The sequence below is a fragment of the Hymenobacter terrenus genome (genome assembly GCF_000972495.1).
In the GTDB taxonomy this organism is placed as follows: Bacteria; Bacteroidota; Bacteroidia; order Cytophagales; family Hymenobacteraceae; genus Hymenobacter; species Hymenobacter terrenus.
The window spans coordinates 1-19,421 of record NZ_LATM01000048.1; the positions used below are offsets into that span (position 1 = coordinate 1).

The following is a 19,421-nucleotide window of genomic DNA, read 5'->3' on the forward strand; positions in this document are numbered from 1 at the left end:
GCCAGACGCTTGCCTCCCCATTGCCCCACACTTTTTGATGCTCTCCACTTGCGTCCGGCGTACCTTTACCAAGGGCGGAGCGGGAGGAAAAATGTGACTGGCGCGATGCTCCTTTGACCACGCTAACCTTTGTTGCCATGGACGCCAAAGAATTACTCAAGCAGCACCTCGCGAAAACCGTTTCCTTGTCTGACGACGAGTTTGACTACTTCTTTTCGCATTTCCAGCCGCACGCGTACAAGAAAGGGCAAGTCATCATCGGGGCCGGCGACAAGGTCGACTGTGAGTATTTCGTGCTCGAAGGCTGCGTCAAAACCTTTCACCTCACCGACGACCTGAAGATGTTCATTCTGCAGTTCGCCATGCCCACTTGGTGGGCCTCGGACTACAACGCCCTGTACTCCGGCCAGCGGGCCACCGTCAGCGTGGATTGCATTACCGATGTGGAACTGCTCTGTCTGACGTCGGCGGACCGGGAGAAGCTCTGCCGGGAAATCCACGCCGTCGAACATTTCTTTCGCTGGCGCACCAATAAGGGGTTCGTGGCGGCCCACAAGCGCCTGCTTTCGCTGATGAGCACCGACGCCAAGCACCGCTACGAAGAACTGCTGAGGCAATACCCGCAGCTCTACAATTTTGTGCCGAAAAACCAGATTGCGGCCTACTTGGGCGTGTCGCGCGAGACGCTGAGCCGCCTGTATCACGCCCGTTGAGGCCCCGCTAGCCTTGTGACCTACATCACATAGTGCCGCCCCGGCGCTGAATGTGACATAGGTCACCCGATGCGCCGTTGGGGGGTATCGAATTTTGAGTCATCATTTAACCCACAAGAAAATGAACACTCAAACATTCACCATCCTCGGCGCCCAGAGCAACATCGACTGGGTGGGCCGCAAGGTCACCGGCGCCCACAACGGCACCATCGCCATCAAAGCCGGCACCCTGATTTTCACCGATGACTTGCTCACCGGCGGAAATTTCATCGCCGACATTCGGTCCATCACCATCCTTGATGTTACCGATGCCGCGACCAACGCCCAGTTCGCGGGCCACCTCGCTTCCGACGACTTTTTCAACTCGGAGCAATACCCGGATGCCACCCTGGAAATCAGCCGGGCCAAGCCCCGCTCCGGCGGCTCGTATCACATCCTGGGCGATTTAACCATCAAAGGCATTACCCATCCCGTGGCTTTTGATGCCGAGGTAAGCCGCGCCGGCAACCGCGTGAGTGCTACCGGCAAAATCACGGTCGACCGTACGAAATACGGCATGAAGTTCCGCTCGGGTAACTTTTTCCAGAACCTGGGGGACACGCTCATCTACAACAACTTCGATTTGAGCACCCGGCTCACGGCGGAAGCTGTCCCTTCACTGGCCACCGTTTAAGCGCCCCGGCCATGCCTTACGTCAAAATTGAAGTAACCCGCGAAGGGGTTACGCGGGAGCAGAAGCAGCTCCTGATTAAGGGCGTGACCGCCCTGATTACCGACGTGCTCGACAAGGACCCCCACCTGACGCACGTCATCATCCAGGAAATCGAGCTTGACGACTGGGGCTATGCCGGCGAGCAAACGTCCGTCCTCCGCGAGAAGGGCATTACCGCACACCGCAAATAACCACCTGCAACCATGAAAAAGCTCACAGTCATCGTAACCGGCGCCTCGTCGGGCATCGGCAAAGAAATTGCCCGCTACTTCCTGGCCCAAGGCCACAACGTCGTCATTAACTCCACTACCCCCGCCAAGCTGGAGCAAGCCTACCGCGAGCTGGGCGCCGGGCCCAACCTGGCCCGCGTCGCCGGCAGCGTCAGCGACAAAGCCACTGGCGAGCAGCTCGTGCAAACCGCCGTTGCGCAATTCGGCGCGGCTGACGTGCTGGTGAACAACGCCGGCATCTACGACACGAAGCCCTTCCTCGAAGTCGACGAAGCCTACCTAGACCAGTTTCTGAATACCAACCTGAAGGGCACGTTTTTCACCACCCAGGCCGTGCTCCCGCAAATGCTGCGGCAGCAGGGCGGGGCCGTCATCAACCTCAGCTCTCCCCTGGTGTTCCACGCGTTGGGCGGGGCCCCGTCCACGGCGCCCATGGCCAGCAAGGGCGGCATCCACGCCCTTACGGTGCAGCTGGCGGCGGAATTTGGGAAGAATAACATCCGCGTCAACACCATCGCGGCTGGCCAAATCCGCACGCCCATGCACGGCGCCGAGGCCGACAAGGGCGCCGGCCTGCACCTGCTCAACCGCATTGGGGAAGTGGAAGAAGTGGCGCAGATGGTCTACACCCTGGCCACGAACCGCTACGTCACCGGCACCATCATCAACGTGGATGGCGGCATGGGCGCCGGCCATCACCTGAACTGAGGTCCTATTGTCAAACTGCTTCGGGGTCCGGCGCAAAACCGGGCTTCGAGGCATCACCCGCCCCAGAAATGAATGCTCACGCAACCGAGCGCGCCGCCATCACCCGGGCGCTCACCGAGTACTACTTCGCTGGCATTTACGAGGGCCAGCTGCCGCTCCTGACCCAGGTTTTTCACCCTGACGCCCTGCTCTTTGGCGATGTCAAGGGCCAGCCCTACGCCAAGACCCTGTCTCAGTACCTGGAAGGCGTTGCCCAGCGCATCAGCCCCAAAGACTCCGGGCAGGCGTACGAAACCGAGGTTCTCCACATCGAGGTCATCAATTCCATTGCCGTGGTCAAGGTCCGGGTGAAGATGTTCGACTTCAACTACTACGACCTGCTGTCTTTTCATCAGGTGGCCGGCGAGTGGCGGATTGTCAACAAAATGCTCACCCACGTTGAGGAATAGCGTCGGGCAGGAATGAGGGCAGGTAGCGCACTCAGCGCCGGCCGTAATCAGGCCAGCTCATGCGCCCGCCTTGTTGCCCGGTGCTGCTGCCGGCTAGCCGCGCCCACAGACCGTGGCGGCTTCAGGCTGCACTGCCTGACCATCCCCAACCGGCACTACGCAGAAAGTCCATCATATCAACTTAAAATCTCATGAACACCATCATCAAAGCTGCCGCCGTGCAGATTAGTCCCGTGCTGTACAGCCGGCAGGGTACGACCGAAAAGGTTGTTGCCAAAATCCGGGAGCTCGGCCAGCAAGGTGTGCAATTCGCCACCTTTCCCGAAACCATCATTCCCTACTACCCTTACTTCTCCTTCGTGCTGGCCCCCTATGCGCTGGCCAAGGAACATCTGCGCCTGATGGAGGAGTCGGTGACGGTACCGTCGGCGGAAACCCGCGCCATTGGCCAGGCCGCGAAGGAAGCCCGCATGGTCGTGTCCATCGGCGTCAACGAGCGCGACGGCGGCACGGTCTACAACACGCAGCTGCTCTTCGACGCCGACGGCACCCTGATTCAGCGCCGCCGCAAGCTCACGCCGACCTACAACGAGCGCATCGTCTGGGGCCAGGGCGACGGCTCGGGCCTGCGCGCCGTCGATAGCGCCGCGGGGCGCATCGGGCAGTTGGCCTGCTGGGAGCACAACAGCCCCCTGGCCCGGTACGCGCTGATTGCCGACGGCGAGCAAATCCATTCGGCCATGTACCCTGGCTCGTTCGCGGGCCCACTTTTCGCGGAGCAAGCCGAAATCAACGTTCGCCAGCACGCCCTGGAATCGGGCTGCTTCGTTGTGTGCGCCACGGCTTGGCTGAATGCCGACCAGCAGGCGCAAATCATGCAGGACACGGGGTGTTCGATTGAACCCATTTCGGGCGGCTGCTTCACCGCCATCGTGAGTCCCGACGGGCGGCTGATTGGCGAGCCCCTCAAAGCCGGCGAAGGCGAAGTCATTGCCGAGCTTGACTTTGCGCTGATTGATGCCCGCAAGCGGCTCATCGATACCCGCGGGCACTACAGCCGCCCCGAGCTACTCAGCCTGCTCATCAACCGGACGCCAACCGCTCCCGCGCACGAGCAGCCGGCCCCTTTGGCAGCAGCCTAGTCTGCCAGCGGCAAGAAGCGGGCGACCTGCTTTAGGAGGCCCGCGCCCGGCAACGCCGGGTTCCTGCTCCGAATAACGAGCTTAACCCGTAGCGTGGACTCTGCGAGTCCGCGTCCCAGTCGCGCCGTTCGAGTCTCGTCGTTCTGGCAAGCGCGGGCTCACAGAGTCCACGCTACCTCCCTTGGAACCGCGCCAAGCTTGCGGTTCCGCTCGTCGGGCAAAGCGCAGAAAGTGACCCAGGTCACGTCATCGCCCTCATTTTCTCCCCTTCCTTTGTATCAAATAAAAGCCCCGGCAACAGTTGGCCCTCAGCGGCTCTTCGGGTACCGAAATCCTTTTCCGGCCATGAGCAAGGCAGCGCGAACCAAACAGTTGATTATCGAGAAAGCGGCCCCGCTTTTCAATACCAAGGGCGTGGCGGGTACTTCGATGAGCGACATCCTCACGGTGACCAAACTGGCCAAAGGCAGCCTGTACGTGCACTTCGAAAACAAAGAGAACTTGGTGCACGAGGTAGTCGACTACCAGCTTGGCCGTTTGTCGGAAGTGGTGCGGACCACCATGGGCCGGCAGAAGACCGCCAAAGCCCAGCTTTTCGCCTACATCGACCTGCACCTGGACCCCATGCAGCCCCCCTTGCTAGGAGGTTGTCCGCTGCTCAATTTCGGCACCGAAGCTGATGACACCAACGAAGTAGTCCGCAAGAAGGTGAATGCCGTGGTTGAAGGCGCGCAGCAAAATTTTCGCCGCATCATCGAAGCCGGCATTGCCAACGATGAATTCAAACCCGATTGGAACGCGTCGGAATTCGCAACCAAGCTCTTTGCCATGGTCGAAGGCGGAATCTTGATGACGCGGGTGGCGCAGAACAACCAGGCCATGAAGCTGATTGCCGGCGTCCTAAAGAAGGAAATCGAAGAAAACGCCGCCTGATTTCCAAAGGCCTAATTTTTTTACCCAATAAGTGACCGATTGGTCAGTAATCATAACACCATTTTTAAATCCCATGAAAACTCAGAAAGTATGGTTCATAACCGGCGCTTCGCGCGGGTTCGGTTTTGAAATCGCTAAAGCCGCTCTGGCGGCGGGCGACCAGGTGGTTGCCACCGTTCGCAAACGGGTCCAGGACCTGGAGGCCGCGCTGGAAAACCACTCCAATTTGCGGGTGGTGGTCCTGGACGTGACCCAAACGGCGCAGGTGGCCGCGGGTGTCGCGCAGGCCGTCGAGCACTTTGGTCGCATCGATGTGCTGGTGAACAACGCCGGCTACGGTTTCCTGGGGGCTTTCGAGGAAGCCACCGAGGAGGAAATCAAAACCCAATACGAGACGAATGTCTTCGGTTTGCTGCGGGTGACGCAGGCCGTTTTGCCGCACATGCGCCAGCAGGGGTCCGGCCACATCATCAACTTTTCTTCCCTGTTTGGCTACCAGGCCACCATTCCCGGCTTTGGCCTGTACGCCTCCACGAAGTTCGCGGTAGAGGGCATCTCCGAAGGATTGGCGCTGGAGGTGAACCCCTTGGGAATTCAAGTGACGGCGCTCGCGCCGGGGCTCTTCAGCACCGATTTTCTCTCCGGGGACTCCTACGTGCTGGGGGCCCGCGTGCTGGAGGCGTACGCGCCTACGGCGGGCCTCACCCGGTCGGCGGCCGGCCAGATTCACGGCCACCAGCCCGGAGACCCGGCCAAGCTCGCCCAAGTGGTGCTGCAGCTCGCGGCCAGCGCCACGGCTCCGGTGCACCTGCCCGTGGGGAAAGATGCCGTGGCCTCCTTCCGCGCCAAGGTGGAGACCATGACCGCGGAAGTGAGCGAGTGGGAAAGCATTGCGGTGAGCACAGACCGGAACAATCAGCCAGTGGCCTAACAGGCCCGGCCGCCCCGGGTCTAACTAAACACCCTTTCACCTTCAATCAACAATGAAACAACGAGTTGTATTTGCCCTGCTCATGGGCGTGGTCACGACCGGCCTGGTCTCTTTCATCCTCCTGGGCGTCAACCGGGGGTTCCATCCCGGGTTTGGGGGCGTCTGGTTGAAGTCCTGGGCCATTGGCTACGTGGTGGTCATCCCCATCATTCTGCTGGTTGCTCCGCTCGTGCAACGTCTTACCAGCATGCTGGTGGGAGAGCCGGCCCGGGCCTCGCAGCAAGCCTGAAACCCCAACGGCGCAAGCCATTCACCTGCTTTTTAAATCAGTTTCAACAACCCTAAAATCCAATTCCAAAACCATGAACAATCATCTTGTAGATTCCGCCGCAACGGCAACCCCCGTTGCTTCTCCCCAAGTCATTTACACGGGCTACACGCACACCACGGGTGGGCGCGAGGGAGCCAGCCGCAGCTCCGATGGCCGGCTGGACGTGAAGCTGTCCACGCCCGGCACGTCCCGCCCCGGCACCAACCCCGAGCAGCTGTTCGCGGCCGGTTGGTCGGCCTGTTTCGAGGGAGCCATGCAGATTGCCGCCAAAGCCCAGAAGGTGAAGCTGCCGGAGGAAACGTCCATTGACGCAGAAATCGACCTGTGCCAAGTCAACGGCGAGTACATCCTGCAGGCGCGGCTCAACATTCAAGTGCCCGGCGTGGAGCGCGAAGTAGCCCAAGCCCTGGTGGACGCGGCGCACCAAACCTGCCCCTACTCCAAGGCCACGCGCGGCAACATCAAGGTCGCCCTTAACCTCCTGTAATAATCCATCGGCGCCGCTGGCTCACCGGCTTGCACCGGGCGGGCCAGTGGTAGTCGGCCGGCTCCGAGGCCCGATGAAGGAGGCGGTTTAGCCTGCCCGGCCAGGGCCAACTATCAGGAACGCCGGCGGCGTGATTTACGCTCGAAGCCGGCTCCTCAACCATCCCAAACCATGACAACGCGAATAACAATTTTCGCCAGCTACGTGCTGGCCGGCGCCCTGGCCCTGCTGAGCACGGCCAGTAGCGCGCAACCCAGGGCGGCGGCCACCGCCGCGCCCGCCGAAGCCATTCGCCCCTTCGAACTTCACATCCCGAAGGCGGCCCTGACGGACCTGCGCAAGCGCATCCGGGCCACGCGGTGGCCAGAACAGGAAACCGTGGCCGACCGCTCGCAGGGCGTGCCGCTGAAGAACCTGCAAGCCCTGCTGGCGTACTGGGGCACCGACTACGATTGGCGCAAAGCCGAAGCAAAGCTCAACGCCCTGCCGCAATACAAGACCACCATCGACGGCCTGGACATCCATTTCATCCACGTCCGCTCGCGGCATCCGCAGGCCTTGCCCTTGCTCATCACGCACGGCTGGCCCGGCTCGGTGTTTGAAATGCTGCAGGTGGTGGGGCCGCTGACCGACCCGACGGCCTACGGGGGCCGCCCCGAGGATGCCTTCGACCTAGTGATTCCGTCGATTCCCGGCTTTGGCCTTTCCGATAAACCAACCGGCCCGGGCTGAGACCCCGACCACATTGCCCGCGCCTGGGCCACGCTCATGCAGCGCCTGGGCTACCCGCGCTACGTGGCCCAGGGCGGCGACTGGGGGGCAGTTGTTTCGCACGCGCTGGCGCGGCAGGCCCCGGCGGGCTTGCTGGGGGTGCACATCAGCTTGCCGGCCACGGTGCCCGCGGAGGTGGGCGGCTTGCTAGGGAGCGGTGCCGCGCCGGCCGGCCTTTCCGACCCGGAACGCGCGGCGTTCGAGTCGCTCAACACCTTCTACAAAAAGAACCGGGCCTACTCTGTGCTCATGGCCACGCGCCCGCAGCTCATTGGGTATGGGCTGACGGATTCGCCCGCCGGGCTGGCGGCCTGGATGTCGGATTACAACAACGGCGAGCCCGAACGCCTGCTCTCCCGCGACCAGCTGCTGGACGACATCAGCCTGTACTGGCTGACCAATACGGCAGCCTCCTCCGCGCGGCTGTACTGGGAGAACAGCGGCCGGGGCTTGGTGGTGGCCGCCGCGCAGAAAACCGCGGAAATCTCGCTGCCGGTGGCGGTTACGGTCTTTCCCGACGAAATCTACCAAGCGCCGGAATCCTGGACCCGGCGCGCCTATCCCTCCCTGATTTACTTCCACGCAGCCGAGAATGGCGGCCACTTCGCCGCCTGGGAGCAGCCCCAAACTTTCGCGACCGAGCTGCGCGCCGCTTTCCGGTCGCTTCGCTAACGCCGCCGGCCCTTCGATACAGTAGGACGGGCCCTTAAAACCTAAGAAAATGAAATACCTCACGTACGGTATGGTCGGTGCGCTGCTCAGCGTAGCCCTGGCTTTACCCATTCGCCCCGCTGCCGCGCAGGCGGCAAAAACGACCCAAGCAACTGCCGCCGAGGCCATTCGACCTTTCACGGCCCGCGCCTCGGACGCCGACCTGCAAAACCTGCGCACGCGCATCCGGGCCACCAAGTGGCCCGAAAAGGAAACGGTGACCGATAATTCCCAGGGCGTGCCGCTGGCGACCATGCAGCAGCTCGCTCAGTATTGGGCCACGGGCTACGATTGGCGCAAGGCGGAAGCCCGGCTCAATTCTTTCCCCCAATTCATGACCACCATCGACGGATTGGACATTCATTTTATCCACGTCCGGTCGAAGCAGCCGAATGCGCTGCCGCTGCTGATTTCGCACGGTTGGCCGGGTTCCATCCTCGAGCAGCTGAAGCTCATTGAGCCGTTGACCAACCCCACCAAGCACGGCGGCAAAACCGGGGATGCCTTCGATGTCGTGATTCCCTCGATGCCGGGCTACGGCTTTTCCGGCAAGCCGACCGGCCCCGGCTGGGGCCCCGAACGCATGGGCCGCGCCTGGGACACGCTGATGAAACGCCTCGGCTATACCCGCTACGTGGCACAAGGCGGCGACTGGGGCGCCTTCGTGGTCGACCAAATGGGCCTGCAGGCGCCGGCGGGGCTCCTGGCCATCCACACCAACATGCCCGCTACCGTGCCGGCGGCCGTAGACCGGGCCCTGGTGGCCGGCGCTCCGGCGCCCGCGGGCCTCTCGGCGGACGAGCTGCGCGCCTATCAGCAGCTGCAACGCACCTTCAAGCAAGTCGACTACGCCCGGTTGATGGGCTCGCGCCCGCAAACCTTGTACGGCATCGCGGATTCTCCCGTCGGCCTCGCCGCCTGGCTGCTCGACCACAACGACGCCGATGCCCAGCCCGCCGCGGCCGTTGCCGCGGCCCTGAACCGCACCACCAGCGCCACCGGAGAACTCACCCGCGACGAAGTCCTCGATAACATTACCTTGTACTGGCTCACGAACACGGGCGTTTCGGCCTCCCGGCTGTATTGGGAGTACAAGGGCGGCTTCTTCAACACCAAGGGCGTGACAATTCCGGTGGCAGTGAGCGTCTTTCCCGGCGAGCAGTACGAGGCGCCGCGGAGCTGGACCGAGCGGGCCTACCCCAAGCTCATCTACTACCACCGGGCTGCCAAAGGCGGCCACTTCGCGGCCTGGGAACAGCCCACGATTTTCACGCAGGAGTTGCGGGCCGCCTTCGCGTCCTTGCGGTAGCTCAAGCCTTCACCTGTTGCCTTGATTCACTTTAATAAACCTTCACGAGGTTCAATCGTCATGAAAAGTAAAGCCATCCTTGCCCGCGCTTTTGCTTTTGCGGGACTAATAACCTTGCTGTTATCCGCCTCCGCGCAGGCGCAGCAAGCCAGCATCCGGCGTGTCCCGCTGCAGCAGCATGACCTGGCTACTCCGGGCCAGGAAACGGTTCAGGCGCGCATCGAATTTGACCGCGGCGCCGCTTTTGGCCGGCACAAGCACCCGGGCGAAGAAATCATTTACGTGCTGGAAGGCTCGCTGGAATACGAAGTGGCTGGCCAACCGCCCGTGACGCTCACGGCCGGGCAGGTCCTCTTCATTCCGAGCGGGACGGTGCACGCCGCGCGAAACGTGGGCCGGGGCCGGGCAGCGGAGCTGGCGACCTACGTAGTGGAAAAAGGCAAACCCCTCGTGACCTTGGTCGAGTAGACTTGCCTGCCAAACGAGGAGCCGTCCTTACCACGCGTTAGCCACGATTAGCTGCGCAGCAGATAGCAAGCGCTGCCCCAGCGCCGAATGTGATGTAGGTCATGTGATTCGGAGCCGAGAGATGTCGACTTTTGAGTTATTCACTTAGGAATTAACGCCATGGCGGCCCAAAAGTCCACTATTCTCGGCATCCGTGGCTCTGTTGCATGTTCCTCATAACAACAACGCCATGTGGTACCAAACCAAAGCCGCCGAGCTACTCGGCATCCAGTATCCCATTTTGCAAGGGCCGTTCGGTGGCGGGTTATCATCGGTCGAACTGGTGGCTACCGTTTCCAATCGGGGCGGCCTGGGTGGGTACGGCGCCTACACGATGAGCGCGCCGGAGATTTATGCGGTGGACAAAAAGATTAGGGCCGCCACCAACAGGCCTTACAACCTGAACCTGTGGGTGTCGGACACGGACGCCCTGAACGGCACGGTGAGCGATGCCCACTACGAGCAGGTAAGGAAGCAATTCAGCCCGTATTTCGAGGAAGTCGGCGTGGAATTGCCCCTGAAGCCGCCCACCTTTACCCCCCGTTTTGAGGAGCAAATCCAGGTTGTGCTGGATGTTCGGCCCGCTGTATTCAGCTTCATGTTTGGCATTCCCTCGGCCCTGATTCTGGAGGAGTGCCGCCGGCGCAATATCCGGCTGGTGGGCGCCGCCACCACCCTGGACGAAGCGCTGGCTCTGGAAAATGCCGGCGTGGACCTAATTGTGGCGTCGGGCTTCGAGGCCGGCGGGCACCGCCCGTCGTTCCTGGCCCCGGCCGAGCAGTCGCTGACTGGCTCCTTTGTGCTGCTCCAGCTCATCAAGGAAAAAACCAAACTGCCCGTGATTGCCGCCGGGGGCATCGCCAACGGCCGCGGCGTCGCCGCGGCCTTCACCCTGGGGGCGGATGCTGCCCAGATTGGCACGGCCTTCCTGGCCTGTGAAGAGTCCGGGGCGCTGCCCGCTCACAAAGCCGCACTCTTTTCGGATGCCGCCAACCACACGGTCCTCACCCGCGCATTTACCGGGCGCTTGGGCCGGGGGCTGCGTAACCAATTGGCAACCGATATGAGTGGGAAGGAAAGCGGCATTCTTCCCTTTCCGTTGCAAACCACGTTCATGTCGGCCTTGCGAAAAGCGGCCTTGGAGCAACAGAAAACAGATATGGTACTCTTTTGGGGCGGGCAAATTGCTCCCGTCCTCAAGCACCGGAAAGCGGCCGAACTGATGGAAGCTTTGATAGAGGAAACCACAAGTTTATTGGCGTAGCGCATGCATATGTCAGAGCAAGACAGTTCATTTTATCCCCCCGCTGCTATAAGGAGAGCATCAAAAAGTGTGGGGCACCTCCATGTCGGGTTGAGCAGCTGGCCGAATTATCTCCGTTCACGCCGACCAAACAGTTGAGGTGCCCCACACTTGTTGATGCTCTCCATTCTTCTTCCAAACAAGCAGATTTAGCTGCCAGACGGGTGTTTACTGGCCCGTGGTAGCTCGGTGCAAGAACCCCCATTTTCTGACTTCCGCCATCAAGGGCCCCAGCGTTTCGCCCAGCGCCGTAATCTGGTAGACCACGCGCGGGGGAACTTCCGGGTATACGGTGCGCGTCACCAACCCCTGTACTTCCAAATCCTTCAGTACTAGCGTGAGCATCCGGGGCGAAACTTCCCGGATTGACAAGGCCAGTTCCTTGAACCGCTTCGGACCTTCGAGTAGGTAGCTGATAATGGTAAACTTCCATTTGCCCCCCAGTACGGTGAAGGCATGGCTGATGGGACAAAAGACATCGGCATTATTTTTCACGACAACGGCTTGTTTTTTAATGATAATAACGTTTTTTATACTAGTATACAAACATGTTATCAGTTACAAAAGTTTAGTAGAGTATCTACTTTTGCTTTGCTTCTCTTTCCCAGGAAGCATTGCTTATGGTCTCCCTCACCGAACTCCTCCAGCGCCGTCTGTCAACGGTGCACTACAACCCCGATGGCCACGTGCCCGACTCGCTTGTCCGCGAGTTGGTGGAGTACGCCACGCTGGCGCCGTCATCCCTCAACCTGCAGCATTGGCGGTTTATTGCCGTCACCGCAACGGCTGATAAACAACGGCTGCAGGCCATTGCCTTCAACCAAGCACAGGTTGGGGACGCGGCGGTCACGCTCATTGTGCTGGGCGATATGCAGGCGCATACCCGGGCCCCGGAAATCATGCACCAGACCGTCCAGGCGGGCATTTTTTCTCCAGAAACGGCCGCGACCTGGATTGCTTTTGCCAAACAACTATACGAGGAGCGGCCGGCTTTCCGCCGCGAGGAAGCCATCCGGTCGGCTTCGATGGCGGCCATGACCCTGATGCTCGTAGCGCAGGCAAAGGGACTGGCCACCGGACCAATGATTGGCTTTGACGAGCCCGCGCTGCGGCAGGCGTTTGCCATTGCTGACCGCTACGTGCCGGTCCTGCTGCTGACCATCGGCCAGCCACGAGCGGGCAACTGGCCGCGCAAGCCCCGGCTGCCCATCGACGAGGTGCTCGAATTCTATGGCGTGGGCGCCCCAGCGGGTTCCTTCCCGCAACGCAATTGACCGCTCAACAACCATTCATTGTGTCGCCGGGGCAATTGCTTCCCGTTGGGCTGCGACCCGGCTAAATTTTTCACTCCATTCAGTCAACATTCATGACCACTCAATCTTTTCAACCGGGAATTAACCACATCGCCATTTTCGCTGTGGATGCCGACGCTACGGTCTCTTTTTACCAACAGGTATTCGGCAGTCAGGTAGTGCAGCAGTGGAATAAGGCCGTTGGCGAGGGGTCGAAGGGACGCTTTGAACTGCCCGTCAACGTGCGCAAGCTGGAAGTAGCCCCCAACACCTACCTCTTTATTTTTGTGGGAGCCGGCCAGCCCCTCTCGGCGGCGCAACAAGTAGGCAACGTGCACCATTTCACGTTGCGGGTTCCGGACGTCGACCAAACGTATCAGCAGGCGCTGGCTTCCGGCGCTACGCCTTCGGCCTTCGGGGACCTGTGGGATGGCGCTCCGGCCAGCTTTGAGACGCAATACGACGGCGACGCGGTGATGCGCTGCCGAATCGCTTTCGTGGAAGGTCTCAACGGTGAAATTATCGAGTTGTTTCAGAGCGTGGTGTGAGGGCTATGGCAAAGCAGGCCTTCCAGAGGTACTGTCGACCAAACAGCGAAAATCCTTCGAGTCAGCGAATTTTCCCTGTTTGGTTAACTACCTCCTAAGTAGGAGAAAAGCCAACGCGGCAAACGAAGGTCGGGGCTACCCGCTGCGTCCTCTTTGTCACCCGTAAGTGTTTAATTTTACAGGCCATTAAGCTTTGGCATTGGACCAGATTTTTGGCCGAGGTTACGGCTTTCGGTCGGTTATTTCTCCGACGGAGCGGATTGACACGCGAAGCCATACCGACTAGGTACCACGGGGTAATGCTGCTTGCAGGTGCTTGCGGTAGCGTTTGACGCTGGAGAGGCTGATGCCCGTTAGACCCACGATTTCGGCCACGGACAGGCCTTTGTCCAGCGCTTTCCGCACCTTAGCTAGGTTCTCGTCATCGAGCCCTTTGGGCCGGCCGATGTGCTTGCCCTGGGCCGCCGCCAGCTGCTGGCCGGCCTTGGTCTTCTCCAGGATGCTTTCGCGGTCGTACTCGGCCAACGAAGCGAAGATGGAGAGCATGAACTTGCCCGCCGGCGTCGTCGTGTCGATGCCCAGGTCCAGGGCCTTGAAGTGGATGCCGCGCTGGTGGAACGAGTTGATCAGGTGAATCACGTGGTCGCGGCTGCGGCCCAGGCGAAAGAAGCGCGCCACTAGCACCGTGTCGCCCTCGCGCAGCAGCCCCAGCAACTCATCGAGCGCGGGCCGTTGCAAGCTCATACCCGTGATTTTGTCCTGAAAGACGCGGTCGCACCCGGCCTTGGTCAGGATGTCGAGTTGGGTGTCCAGGTTCTGGTCGAGGGTGGAGACACGGGCGTAGCCAAAGGTTTTGTTCATGTGGGTCAGAAAGTCAGGTTCACAAAGATAACCCGTTATTTATTTTTGGTCCGACTTTCTGACCCTAACTTCTGAGCGGTTTGCTGGGTAGCGGGCTTGCCTTGGTGGGGGTTCGGAAAGCTATGGCTTTCTGGCCCTAATCACAAACTACTTAGAGTAAGTTTAGCCCCCAACTGCTATAAGAAGGCCTGACCTGTTGCCAGGACCAGCAGTGGCTCAAAGCCGGGGGCAAACAGCGAACGGACTCGACCCACGTACTGGGGTTCTTGTTGCAAACGGGCGGATTTACACGCTAAGCCCTTTATCAAAAAGGGTAGCTCTCAAACACCTGTAAAAAGGGCGATTCCGAGCAATTGAGAGGGTATGCCAAGCCTATCAAAAAGGATTTCTTTTTTGATAGGCTTCAAATTTTCCGTTGGCAATAACCAATGAATCAATTGATTAACTGCTTAGCGTGTAAAACCGCCCTTTTGGAACAAGAACCCCTTGCAGAACTCGAAACAACGAGCGGATAGGGTGGTGATCCAGGTATTCTCGACACTCAATAGGCAGCGTTATGGTCCTTTAAGTGCATACAGTGCACTATGGTGTACGTTATCACTCCAGGTGAAGACTTCTGCAACAGCCACCACCGTTTTCCTGAACTTGTAGCGCACATCGTCAAGGGTTTGTCAGGCAAGTCACGCATACTGGCAATGAAGCTGCCCAAGCCCACCTCAATCGGCTCGTACTTCCAACCCCAGCCTGCCGCGCTGGGCTTCCTGTGCCAAGTGAATAAAGCGCTCCATTTCCAGTTCTGAAGCAGATGGAAGGTCGGGCCTATCCATAAAACCACGGAGCTCGGCAAGCAAGTCCCCTATTTCGACAGGCAGGAATTCAGCGTCACCTTCGGCCCCATAATAACAATTCATGCGGCTCAGCAAGGGGAAATGCTGTTGATTCACCTGGTTCCAATCCCACATAGCATCATGTGTGGCCATGTGGATGGGCACATATTTTACCCCTTGTCCTGTTTCGGATATAAGCCAGATGTCTAGTGCCATGTTAGCCGATTGTCGTGGACTTCCAAGAGAGATGACTAAATCGCCAGAAGTATGGCACGAATGGTCATGATAAGTTTGAATAAACCGACTGTAATATTAATAACTATTGCCCGGCCTTTATCAAACTTACCTTCCTTTCGCTAAACTACTAGCGACAGCCCACTATCAGGTGGCCAGGACGCTACTGTGGGGCGGGTAGGGTTCCCGAAACTCATCTACGAATCAACGTTTACGAAACGTCCGCTGGGGATGAGTTTCGTAAACTCGGTGGCCTCCAACAAACGGTCGTTTTCTGGAGGGTGCAGGTGCTCAAACGGCCTGGAAACGCGGGTTTTCCGGGCCGTTTTTTGATACCGTTTATTGGAGGGGTGGAGAGGCCGTTTTGCTACGTGTTCAACTCGACGTGCCCGTTCACTAGAACGAGGGTATTGTTAGCAATTACGGAAATTAGTTGCGTCATCAAGCAGGGAGACCAGCCGTCGCTATTTCCACTTTTACATGGTCGTGCAAGCAAATGCTCCCGCGCGGCTCGAGCGCGTGCTCGTACAGCTCTTTGTAGACCAATAGGCCCGGGTCGAGCGTGCGAAAAGGGGGCCGCTCGATAACCGGCTCCAGCAGGTCAAACCCAGGCGCGGACCGCATCTGCCAACGGGCGTCGGGCAACGCGGCCCGCAGGACCTCCCCGACGAGTGCCACCAATCCCCCAAACAACTCGTCCGGGGCGAGCGTCACCGCCTGCGGCCGGCGGTTCAAGGCCCGGTCCACTTCCCGCAGAACCAACGGCCCCAATCCCTGGTCGGGCACGCCGAGTTGCTGCAGCAGGCGCACGGCGGCCGCGGGCGCCTGGCCCGGAAAATCCGGCGAAAAGGTGCAGATACCCGCAAAAAGGTGCGTGGCCTCCGCGCTGCTTTCCCGCGGCCCGTAGACCGCCCGCAGGTGCTCCACGCTCAAAAACAGGTGCCCGTGCGATTGCCAATCCACCAAGACCCGCCCATCGGGCAAATCGTACGCCGTGGCCCCGTATTGGTCCAGTACATCCAAACGATAGGGGGCGTGAAGCGTGGCCAGCAGGCGTCTGTTTTCTTTTGCGCTGAGTTGTTTCACTAACTGCGAGGCGTTCTCCATTATCTCAATTTTAAAGAGCTGCTTCCGGGGAAGCGTTCATAGAAACGGTAGTGGCTGTTGCAGAACTCTGTTCCACTCTGTTAAAGAGGGCTTCAACAGGTCGAACCACGGTAGAGAGACAATTCTAGGGGCCTTTTACACGCCCGTGGCTGCTCGACTACATTGGTTTTACCTGCCTTTAAGAGTTCTGCAACAGCCACGGTAGTTCAAATTAACAGACAGTTAGCGTGTTCAAATTAGATTTCTTTTTTGAACACTTTTTGCTACCCACCAAAAGGCCCCATAAACGCGGTTTTTGGAGCCTTTTTTCAGAGAGTAATTTGAACACCCGCTATCGATCTGGACACGCCTAACGTGCTATATCTTCCGTTTTCTGAGCGAACCCCCAATAGCGCGTGCGGCAGGCTGGGCAGCCGCACCGCCGCGGCGCAAGAACAGGCCGGTCGGATAAAGCAAGCTTCTTGCGACAGGTGACCTTTCTGGTTGTGAGAGATAAAGGGTGGCTTTTACGGACACCCTGCATTTCACCTCATGTTTCGCGCTATTATCCGCTGGTCCTGGTTAGCTGCGATTGCGATGTGCAGTAGTTGTGAGGAGGCAAGCAAGCTGCAAGGCCCTCCTGTCTCCTTCAGTTCCTATCCCAGGGGAAAGGCGGAAAACTTGCAACGGCTACTGGGGGGCGAACTTACCCTCGCCTCGGCGCGCGATACGCAGCACCTCCGGGTGGCGTACAACCCCCGTACGCAGTTAAACTTGTTGACCGCCGCCGAAACAGGGGACACCTTGCTCTGGGCGCGGGTCATCCGCCAGCGCCGACTTTTTTACGTGATTGAACGCGTGGACGATTCAAGTTATGCAGTCCATGCCGCGCGCATTCGGCCGCGGTTTATCCAGGGACTCAACACTAACTGGGCGCAGATGGTGTACCTCGACAACGCTATCCAAAGAGGCCAGTACGGCCCCCTGATCCGAGCACGCCCCCCCGCACCGGGCAGTCAACGGCTCGCCTTTGACTTGCAGGCCCTTCGCCCCTTTTTTCGCACGGTCCTCGATAGCCTGCCTCGTTATGCTGTACTTCATCCCGTAGTAGCGCCGCCAGGTAAGCAGCCGAACCATCCCCGGCCTGTCCCCCAAACGCCCCTCTTCGCCGAGCGAACCCGCCTATATCCGAACCCGGCAACCGACCAGGTCACACTCGCGGTTGCGACGTCGGGCGGGTGGAAAGCGCAACTATTTACCCTAGGTGGGCACCTCTTGCAGACACGGCAGACACGTGATTCTGTACTGGTCTTGTCGCTCGCCGGGCTCTCCCCGGGAGACTACCTTGTACAGTTGACAGAGAACGGAACGAGGCACACCGCCAAAAAACGCTTACAGGTGCAGCAGTAAGCAGTGTTAGCCAATAGAAGCAGGAGCATAGGCCGCTTTATTTAGAAAGTACCCGTTTAACCAGCAGGAACAATGGCTTTGGTTAAAAGATTGGTCCAGCAGTTACATGGCTGGCCCGCACCGTTGAATCAGGATGCGGGAAAGCGGTCAAACGGTCCCGTAGTGCGGTTAGGGGTTTCGGCTACCGTCTGTAGCGGCTCGCTAGGAAGCATTGAGTAGGGGGGCGAGCTCCCTCGCTTTTGTGCCTTGTTCTTGTTGATCAATTCAATAGCCGAACTACTGTAACATCCGTACCACCCTTTTAACCAAGGCCCACATCCTCCCTATTTCGGCTCCTTGCAACTGGAAAGCCGCATCCTCGAAGGTGGCGTCGGGATGGTAGCAATTGGCCATGCCCGTATAGTCACGGTGCTGAAAGGCGTGGTAAAAACGGTGTAGCAGTTGTTCGTTCGCGTGCATCGCAGAGGAAAGGGTCTAGTAAATGGTCTTCGCCGTTGCTGGCCGAACACGGCTTTTTCGTCGCAGCGAAGGGGCAAAGTACCTGCCGGCGCGTCTGACTCGGCGGGTTTCTCCTCGTTGTTCGGAAATTCCCTTTTATGTACTATATTCGCAATTCGCAAATTGTGAATCATGCGCAAATTCAAGGGACTTCGGCCCCAGGATGTAGTCGTATTGCTCAAGCTGGCCGCCGATGGAGAGAACCCTCAGTGGCTCGGCAAGGACTTGGCGCGGGCACTCTCCTTGAGCCCATCGGAAGTTTCTGAGTCCTTGTCCCGGTGCCGATACAGCCGCCTGCTGGCTTCTGACCCGGGTTCGTACCGGGTGCACGGGCGGGCGTTGCTGGATTTTCTGCTGCACGGCTTGCCTTACGTGTTCGCCGTGCACCCGGGGCCGCGCGCACGCGGCTTGGCAACGGGTCCGAGTGCGCCGCCGCTCAGTCATACCTTTGGCGTGGAACCCGCCTACGTGTGGCCACTGGCGGCGGGCGAAGTCTGGGGGGCCGCCGTCGAGCCGTTGTATCCGGGAGCGGCCGCCGCCGCGCAGCAGGACGCTCGGTTGCACGAACTGCTGGCGCTGGTCGATGCCCTCCGCCTGGGCCGGCCCCGCGAGCGCCACTTGGCCGCCAAACTGCTCGAGGAAGCTTTGGTGCCCGTGTCCGCCCCACGTCATGCTGGCTGAATCCCGCAACCTGCCCCGGCTCATGGCCGTGGCCCGGGCCCTCGGGCCGCTGCGCGAACGGGTGGTGTTCGTGGGCGGGGCCGTTGTGAATCTCTACAGTACAGCCCCGGCCGGATCTCCGGAGCCGCGCGTGACCGACGACGTGGACGGCATTATCGAAGTGGCCCCGCGCTCGGCTTTCTACGCGCTGGAAGAAGACCTGCGGGGGTTGGGCTTTGTGAACGACATCGCCTCCGGCGTGATTTGCCGGTGGCAGTACCGAGGATTAACCCTGGACCTGATGCCCACCGAGCCCGAGATCCTGGGCTTCAGCAACCCCTGGTACCCAGCCGGCTTTGCCCAGGCCGTTCCCTTCGTCTTGCCCGATGAGACAACTATCCGCATCCTGCATCCGGTGTACTTCGTGGCCACCAAGCTCGTGGCCCTGCGGGACCGCGGGTGGGCCGACTTACGGCTGAGTCAGGACCTAGAAGATCTGGTGCACGTGGTTGACAACCGGCGGGAATTGGCTCGCGAAGTCGCGGCCGCGGCAAACGAGGTGCAGGTGGCCGTTAAGCAAGGGGTGACGGAGTTGTTGGCCCATCCGGATTTTCGGGAAGCGGTGGAATGGACCTTGCCTTACGGCTCGGGATACGAGCGTCGGCTGGAGATTGAGCGACGCCTGGAAAATATCGCCGGGCATGGGGCCGGGTAACATCAGCATGAGGTGGTCTAGGAATGACGGACAGAAGCAGGACGTATATTTCT

25 protein-coding genes are annotated in these 19,421 nt (G+C 59.8%); 20 read left to right on the forward strand and 5 right to left on the reverse strand.

Annotated elements, in window-relative coordinates; all coding sequences use genetic code 11:
• Positions 1-137: 137 nt before the first annotated feature.
• The 15 genes from WX88_RS25050 (at position 138) to WX88_RS25115 (ending at position 11,198) form a co-directional block, all read left to right on the forward strand.
• Positions 138-713, forward strand: a complete 576-nt coding sequence (locus WX88_RS25050; RefSeq protein ID WP_046247179.1) for a Crp/Fnr family transcriptional regulator — start codon at positions 138-140, stop codon at positions 711-713.
• Positions 714-834: 121 nt separating this feature from the next.
• Positions 835-1,386 carry a YceI family protein gene (locus WX88_RS25055; protein WP_046247180.1) on the forward strand — a complete coding sequence of 184 codons (552 nt, stop codon included), beginning with the start codon at positions 835-837 and terminating at the stop codon, positions 1,384-1,386.
• Between the two features lie 11 nt (positions 1,387-1,397).
• The gene (locus WX88_RS25060; RefSeq protein ID WP_046247181.1) at positions 1,398-1,616 is read left to right on the forward strand and encodes a tautomerase family protein; all 219 of its coding nucleotides are present in this window, start codon (positions 1,398-1,400) and stop codon (positions 1,614-1,616) included.
• Between the two features lie 12 nt (positions 1,617-1,628).
• Complete coding sequence (locus tag WX88_RS25065) at positions 1,629-2,363, forward strand: SDR family NAD(P)-dependent oxidoreductase (protein WP_046247182.1); 735 nt, start codon at positions 1,629-1,631, stop codon at positions 2,361-2,363.
• A 68-nt stretch (positions 2,364-2,431) separates the two neighbouring features.
• The gene (locus WX88_RS25070) at positions 2,432-2,812 is read left to right on the forward strand and encodes a nuclear transport factor 2 family protein (RefSeq protein ID WP_046247183.1); all 381 of its coding nucleotides are present in this window, start codon (positions 2,432-2,434) and stop codon (positions 2,810-2,812) included.
• A gap of 191 nt (positions 2,813-3,003) precedes the next feature.
• On the forward strand, positions 3,004-3,954 hold the full coding sequence (locus WX88_RS25075) for a nitrilase-related carbon-nitrogen hydrolase (protein WP_046247184.1): 951 nt from the start codon (positions 3,004-3,006) through the stop codon (positions 3,952-3,954).
• 345 nt (positions 3,955-4,299) lie between these two features.
• Positions 4,300-4,887 (forward strand): TetR/AcrR family transcriptional regulator, encoded by a 588-nt coding sequence (locus tag WX88_RS25080; protein ID WP_046247185.1) that lies wholly within the window; start codon positions 4,300-4,302, stop codon positions 4,885-4,887.
• A 73-nt stretch (positions 4,888-4,960) separates the two neighbouring features.
• Positions 4,961-5,818, forward strand: a complete 858-nt coding sequence (locus tag WX88_RS25085; RefSeq protein WP_046247186.1) for an oxidoreductase — start codon at positions 4,961-4,963, stop codon at positions 5,816-5,818.
• A gap of 52 nt (positions 5,819-5,870) precedes the next feature.
• Positions 5,871-6,107, forward strand: coding sequence for a DUF2798 domain-containing protein (locus WX88_RS25090; RefSeq protein WP_046247187.1), 237 nt, complete (start codon positions 5,871-5,873; stop codon positions 6,105-6,107).
• Positions 6,108-6,180: 73 nt separating this feature from the next.
• A complete protein-coding gene (locus WX88_RS25095; RefSeq protein ID WP_046247188.1) occupies positions 6,181-6,636 on the forward strand; it encodes an organic hydroperoxide resistance protein in 456 nt (151 codons plus the stop codon).
• Positions 6,637-6,807: 171 nt separating this feature from the next.
• On the forward strand, positions 6,808-7,368 hold the full coding sequence (locus WX88_RS31070; protein ID WP_197076939.1) for an epoxide hydrolase family protein: 561 nt from the start codon (positions 6,808-6,810) through the stop codon (positions 7,366-7,368).
• A gap of 36 nt (positions 7,369-7,404) precedes the next feature.
• Positions 7,405-8,079 carry an alpha/beta hydrolase gene (locus WX88_RS31075; RefSeq protein WP_197076940.1) on the forward strand — a complete coding sequence of 225 codons (675 nt, stop codon included), beginning with the start codon at positions 7,405-7,407 and terminating at the stop codon, positions 8,077-8,079.
• Between the two features lie 49 nt (positions 8,080-8,128).
• The gene (locus WX88_RS25105; RefSeq protein ID WP_046247189.1) at positions 8,129-9,427 is read left to right on the forward strand and encodes an epoxide hydrolase family protein; all 1,299 of its coding nucleotides are present in this window, start codon (positions 8,129-8,131) and stop codon (positions 9,425-9,427) included.
• Between the two features lie 60 nt (positions 9,428-9,487).
• Positions 9,488-9,895 (forward strand): cupin domain-containing protein, encoded by a 408-nt coding sequence (locus tag WX88_RS25110; RefSeq protein WP_046247190.1) that lies wholly within the window; start codon positions 9,488-9,490, stop codon positions 9,893-9,895.
• Between the two features lie 229 nt (positions 9,896-10,124).
• Complete coding sequence (locus WX88_RS25115) at positions 10,125-11,198, forward strand: NAD(P)H-dependent flavin oxidoreductase (protein WP_046247191.1); 1,074 nt, start codon at positions 10,125-10,127, stop codon at positions 11,196-11,198.
• 207 nt (positions 11,199-11,405) lie between these two features.
• Here WX88_RS25115 and WX88_RS25120 read toward each other — a convergent pair whose 3' ends face one another.
• Complete coding sequence (locus WX88_RS25120) at positions 11,406-11,732, reverse strand: winged helix-turn-helix transcriptional regulator (RefSeq protein ID WP_046247201.1); 327 nt, start codon at positions 11,730-11,732, stop codon at positions 11,406-11,408.
• A 125-nt stretch (positions 11,733-11,857) separates the two neighbouring features.
• On the opposite strand from WX88_RS25120, the gene WX88_RS25125 reads away from it, so the two are divergent.
• Together WX88_RS25125 and WX88_RS25130 are read left to right on the forward strand one after the other, a co-directional pair.
• Positions 11,858-12,511 (forward strand): nitroreductase family protein, encoded by a 654-nt coding sequence (locus WX88_RS25125; RefSeq protein WP_046247192.1) that lies wholly within the window; start codon positions 11,858-11,860, stop codon positions 12,509-12,511.
• A 92-nt stretch (positions 12,512-12,603) separates the two neighbouring features.
• On the forward strand, positions 12,604-13,077 hold the full coding sequence (locus tag WX88_RS25130; protein ID WP_046247193.1) for a VOC family protein: 474 nt from the start codon (positions 12,604-12,606) through the stop codon (positions 13,075-13,077).
• A 282-nt stretch (positions 13,078-13,359) separates the two neighbouring features.
• Here WX88_RS25130 and WX88_RS25135 read toward each other — a convergent pair whose 3' ends face one another.
• From WX88_RS25135 to WX88_RS25145, 3 genes are all read right to left on the reverse strand, one after another.
• Positions 13,360-13,938, reverse strand: a complete 579-nt coding sequence (locus WX88_RS25135) for a recombinase family protein (RefSeq protein ID WP_046247194.1) — start codon at positions 13,936-13,938, stop codon at positions 13,360-13,362.
• Between the two features lie 716 nt (positions 13,939-14,654).
• Positions 14,655-14,981, reverse strand: a complete 327-nt coding sequence (locus tag WX88_RS25140) for a hypothetical protein (protein ID WP_046247195.1) — start codon at positions 14,979-14,981, stop codon at positions 14,655-14,657.
• A gap of 459 nt (positions 14,982-15,440) precedes the next feature.
• Positions 15,441-16,085, reverse strand: a complete 645-nt coding sequence (locus WX88_RS25145; protein WP_156176425.1) for a hypothetical protein — start codon at positions 16,083-16,085, stop codon at positions 15,441-15,443.
• Between the two features lie 939 nt (positions 16,086-17,024).
• Between WX88_RS25145 and WX88_RS32245 the strand changes: the two genes are divergently transcribed.
• The gene (locus WX88_RS32245) at positions 17,025-17,495 is read left to right on the forward strand and encodes a T9SS type A sorting domain-containing protein (RefSeq protein WP_394331766.1); all 471 of its coding nucleotides are present in this window, start codon (positions 17,025-17,027) and stop codon (positions 17,493-17,495) included.
• Positions 17,496-17,771: 276 nt separating this feature from the next.
• On the opposite strand, the gene WX88_RS25155 is transcribed toward WX88_RS32245, so the two are convergent.
• Positions 17,772-17,954, reverse strand: a complete 183-nt coding sequence (locus WX88_RS25155) for a nuclear transport factor 2 family protein (protein ID WP_046247198.1) — start codon at positions 17,952-17,954, stop codon at positions 17,772-17,774.
• Between the two features lie 171 nt (positions 17,955-18,125).
• On the opposite strand from WX88_RS25155, the gene WX88_RS25160 reads away from it, so the two are divergent.
• Entirely contained in the window at positions 18,126-18,674 is a 549-nt protein-coding gene (locus WX88_RS25160) for a hypothetical protein (protein ID WP_046247199.1), read from the forward strand.
• Positions 18,664-19,368 (forward strand): nucleotidyl transferase AbiEii/AbiGii toxin family protein, encoded by a 705-nt coding sequence (locus WX88_RS25165; RefSeq protein WP_046247200.1) that lies wholly within the window; start codon positions 18,664-18,666, stop codon positions 19,366-19,368. The genes WX88_RS25160 and WX88_RS25165 overlap by 11 nt, the downstream gene beginning before the upstream one ends.
• The last annotated feature ends 53 nt before the right edge of the window (positions 19,369-19,421 follow it).

Excerpts from the sequence above, each read along its gene's own strand:
- WX88_RS25050 (WP_046247179.1), top strand. The coding sequence starts at position 138 with ATGGACGCCAAAGAATTACTCAAGCAGCACCTCGCGAAAACCGTTTCC.
- WX88_RS25055 (WP_046247180.1), top strand. The coding sequence starts at position 835 with ATGAACACTCAAACATTCACCATCCTCGGCGCCCAGAGCAACATCGAC.
- WX88_RS25060 (WP_046247181.1), top strand. The coding sequence starts at position 1,398 with ATGCCTTACGTCAAAATTGAAGTAACCCGCGAAGGGGTTACGCGGGAG.
- WX88_RS25065 (WP_046247182.1), top strand. The coding sequence starts at position 1,629 with ATGAAAAAGCTCACAGTCATCGTAACCGGCGCCTCGTCGGGCATCGGC.
- WX88_RS25070 (WP_046247183.1), top strand. The coding sequence starts at position 2,432 with ATGAATGCTCACGCAACCGAGCGCGCCGCCATCACCCGGGCGCTCACC.
- WX88_RS25075 (WP_046247184.1), top strand. The coding sequence starts at position 3,004 with ATGAACACCATCATCAAAGCTGCCGCCGTGCAGATTAGTCCCGTGCTG.
- WX88_RS25080 (WP_046247185.1), top strand. The coding sequence starts at position 4,300 with ATGAGCAAGGCAGCGCGAACCAAACAGTTGATTATCGAGAAAGCGGCC.
- WX88_RS25085 (WP_046247186.1), top strand. The coding sequence starts at position 4,961 with ATGAAAACTCAGAAAGTATGGTTCATAACCGGCGCTTCGCGCGGGTTC.
- WX88_RS25090 (WP_046247187.1), top strand. The coding sequence starts at position 5,871 with ATGAAACAACGAGTTGTATTTGCCCTGCTCATGGGCGTGGTCACGACC.
- WX88_RS25095 (WP_046247188.1), top strand. The coding sequence starts at position 6,181 with ATGAACAATCATCTTGTAGATTCCGCCGCAACGGCAACCCCCGTTGCT.
- WX88_RS31070 (WP_197076939.1), top strand. The coding sequence starts at position 6,808 with ATGACAACGCGAATAACAATTTTCGCCAGCTACGTGCTGGCCGGCGCC.
- WX88_RS31075 (WP_197076940.1), top strand. The coding sequence starts at position 7,405 with ATGCAGCGCCTGGGCTACCCGCGCTACGTGGCCCAGGGCGGCGACTGG.
- WX88_RS25105 (WP_046247189.1), top strand. The coding sequence starts at position 8,129 with ATGAAATACCTCACGTACGGTATGGTCGGTGCGCTGCTCAGCGTAGCC.
- WX88_RS25110 (WP_046247190.1), top strand. The coding sequence starts at position 9,488 with ATGAAAAGTAAAGCCATCCTTGCCCGCGCTTTTGCTTTTGCGGGACTA.
- WX88_RS25115 (WP_046247191.1), top strand. The coding sequence starts at position 10,125 with ATGTGGTACCAAACCAAAGCCGCCGAGCTACTCGGCATCCAGTATCCC.
- WX88_RS25125 (WP_046247192.1), top strand. The coding sequence starts at position 11,858 with ATGGTCTCCCTCACCGAACTCCTCCAGCGCCGTCTGTCAACGGTGCAC.
- WX88_RS25130 (WP_046247193.1), top strand. The coding sequence starts at position 12,604 with ATGACCACTCAATCTTTTCAACCGGGAATTAACCACATCGCCATTTTC.
- WX88_RS25135 (WP_046247194.1), bottom strand. The coding sequence starts at position 13,938 with ATGAACAAAACCTTTGGCTACGCCCGTGTCTCCACCCTCGACCAGAAC.
- WX88_RS25140 (WP_046247195.1), bottom strand. The coding sequence starts at position 14,981 with ATGGCACTAGACATCTGGCTTATATCCGAAACAGGACAAGGGGTAAAA.
- WX88_RS32245 (WP_394331766.1), top strand. The coding sequence starts at position 17,025 with ATGGTGTACCTCGACAACGCTATCCAAAGAGGCCAGTACGGCCCCCTG.
- WX88_RS25155 (WP_046247198.1), bottom strand. The coding sequence starts at position 17,954 with ATGCACGCGAACGAACAACTGCTACACCGTTTTTACCACGCCTTTCAG.
- WX88_RS25160 (WP_046247199.1), top strand. The coding sequence starts at position 18,126 with ATGCGCAAATTCAAGGGACTTCGGCCCCAGGATGTAGTCGTATTGCTC.
- WX88_RS25165 (WP_046247200.1), top strand. The coding sequence starts at position 18,664 with ATGCTGGCTGAATCCCGCAACCTGCCCCGGCTCATGGCCGTGGCCCGG.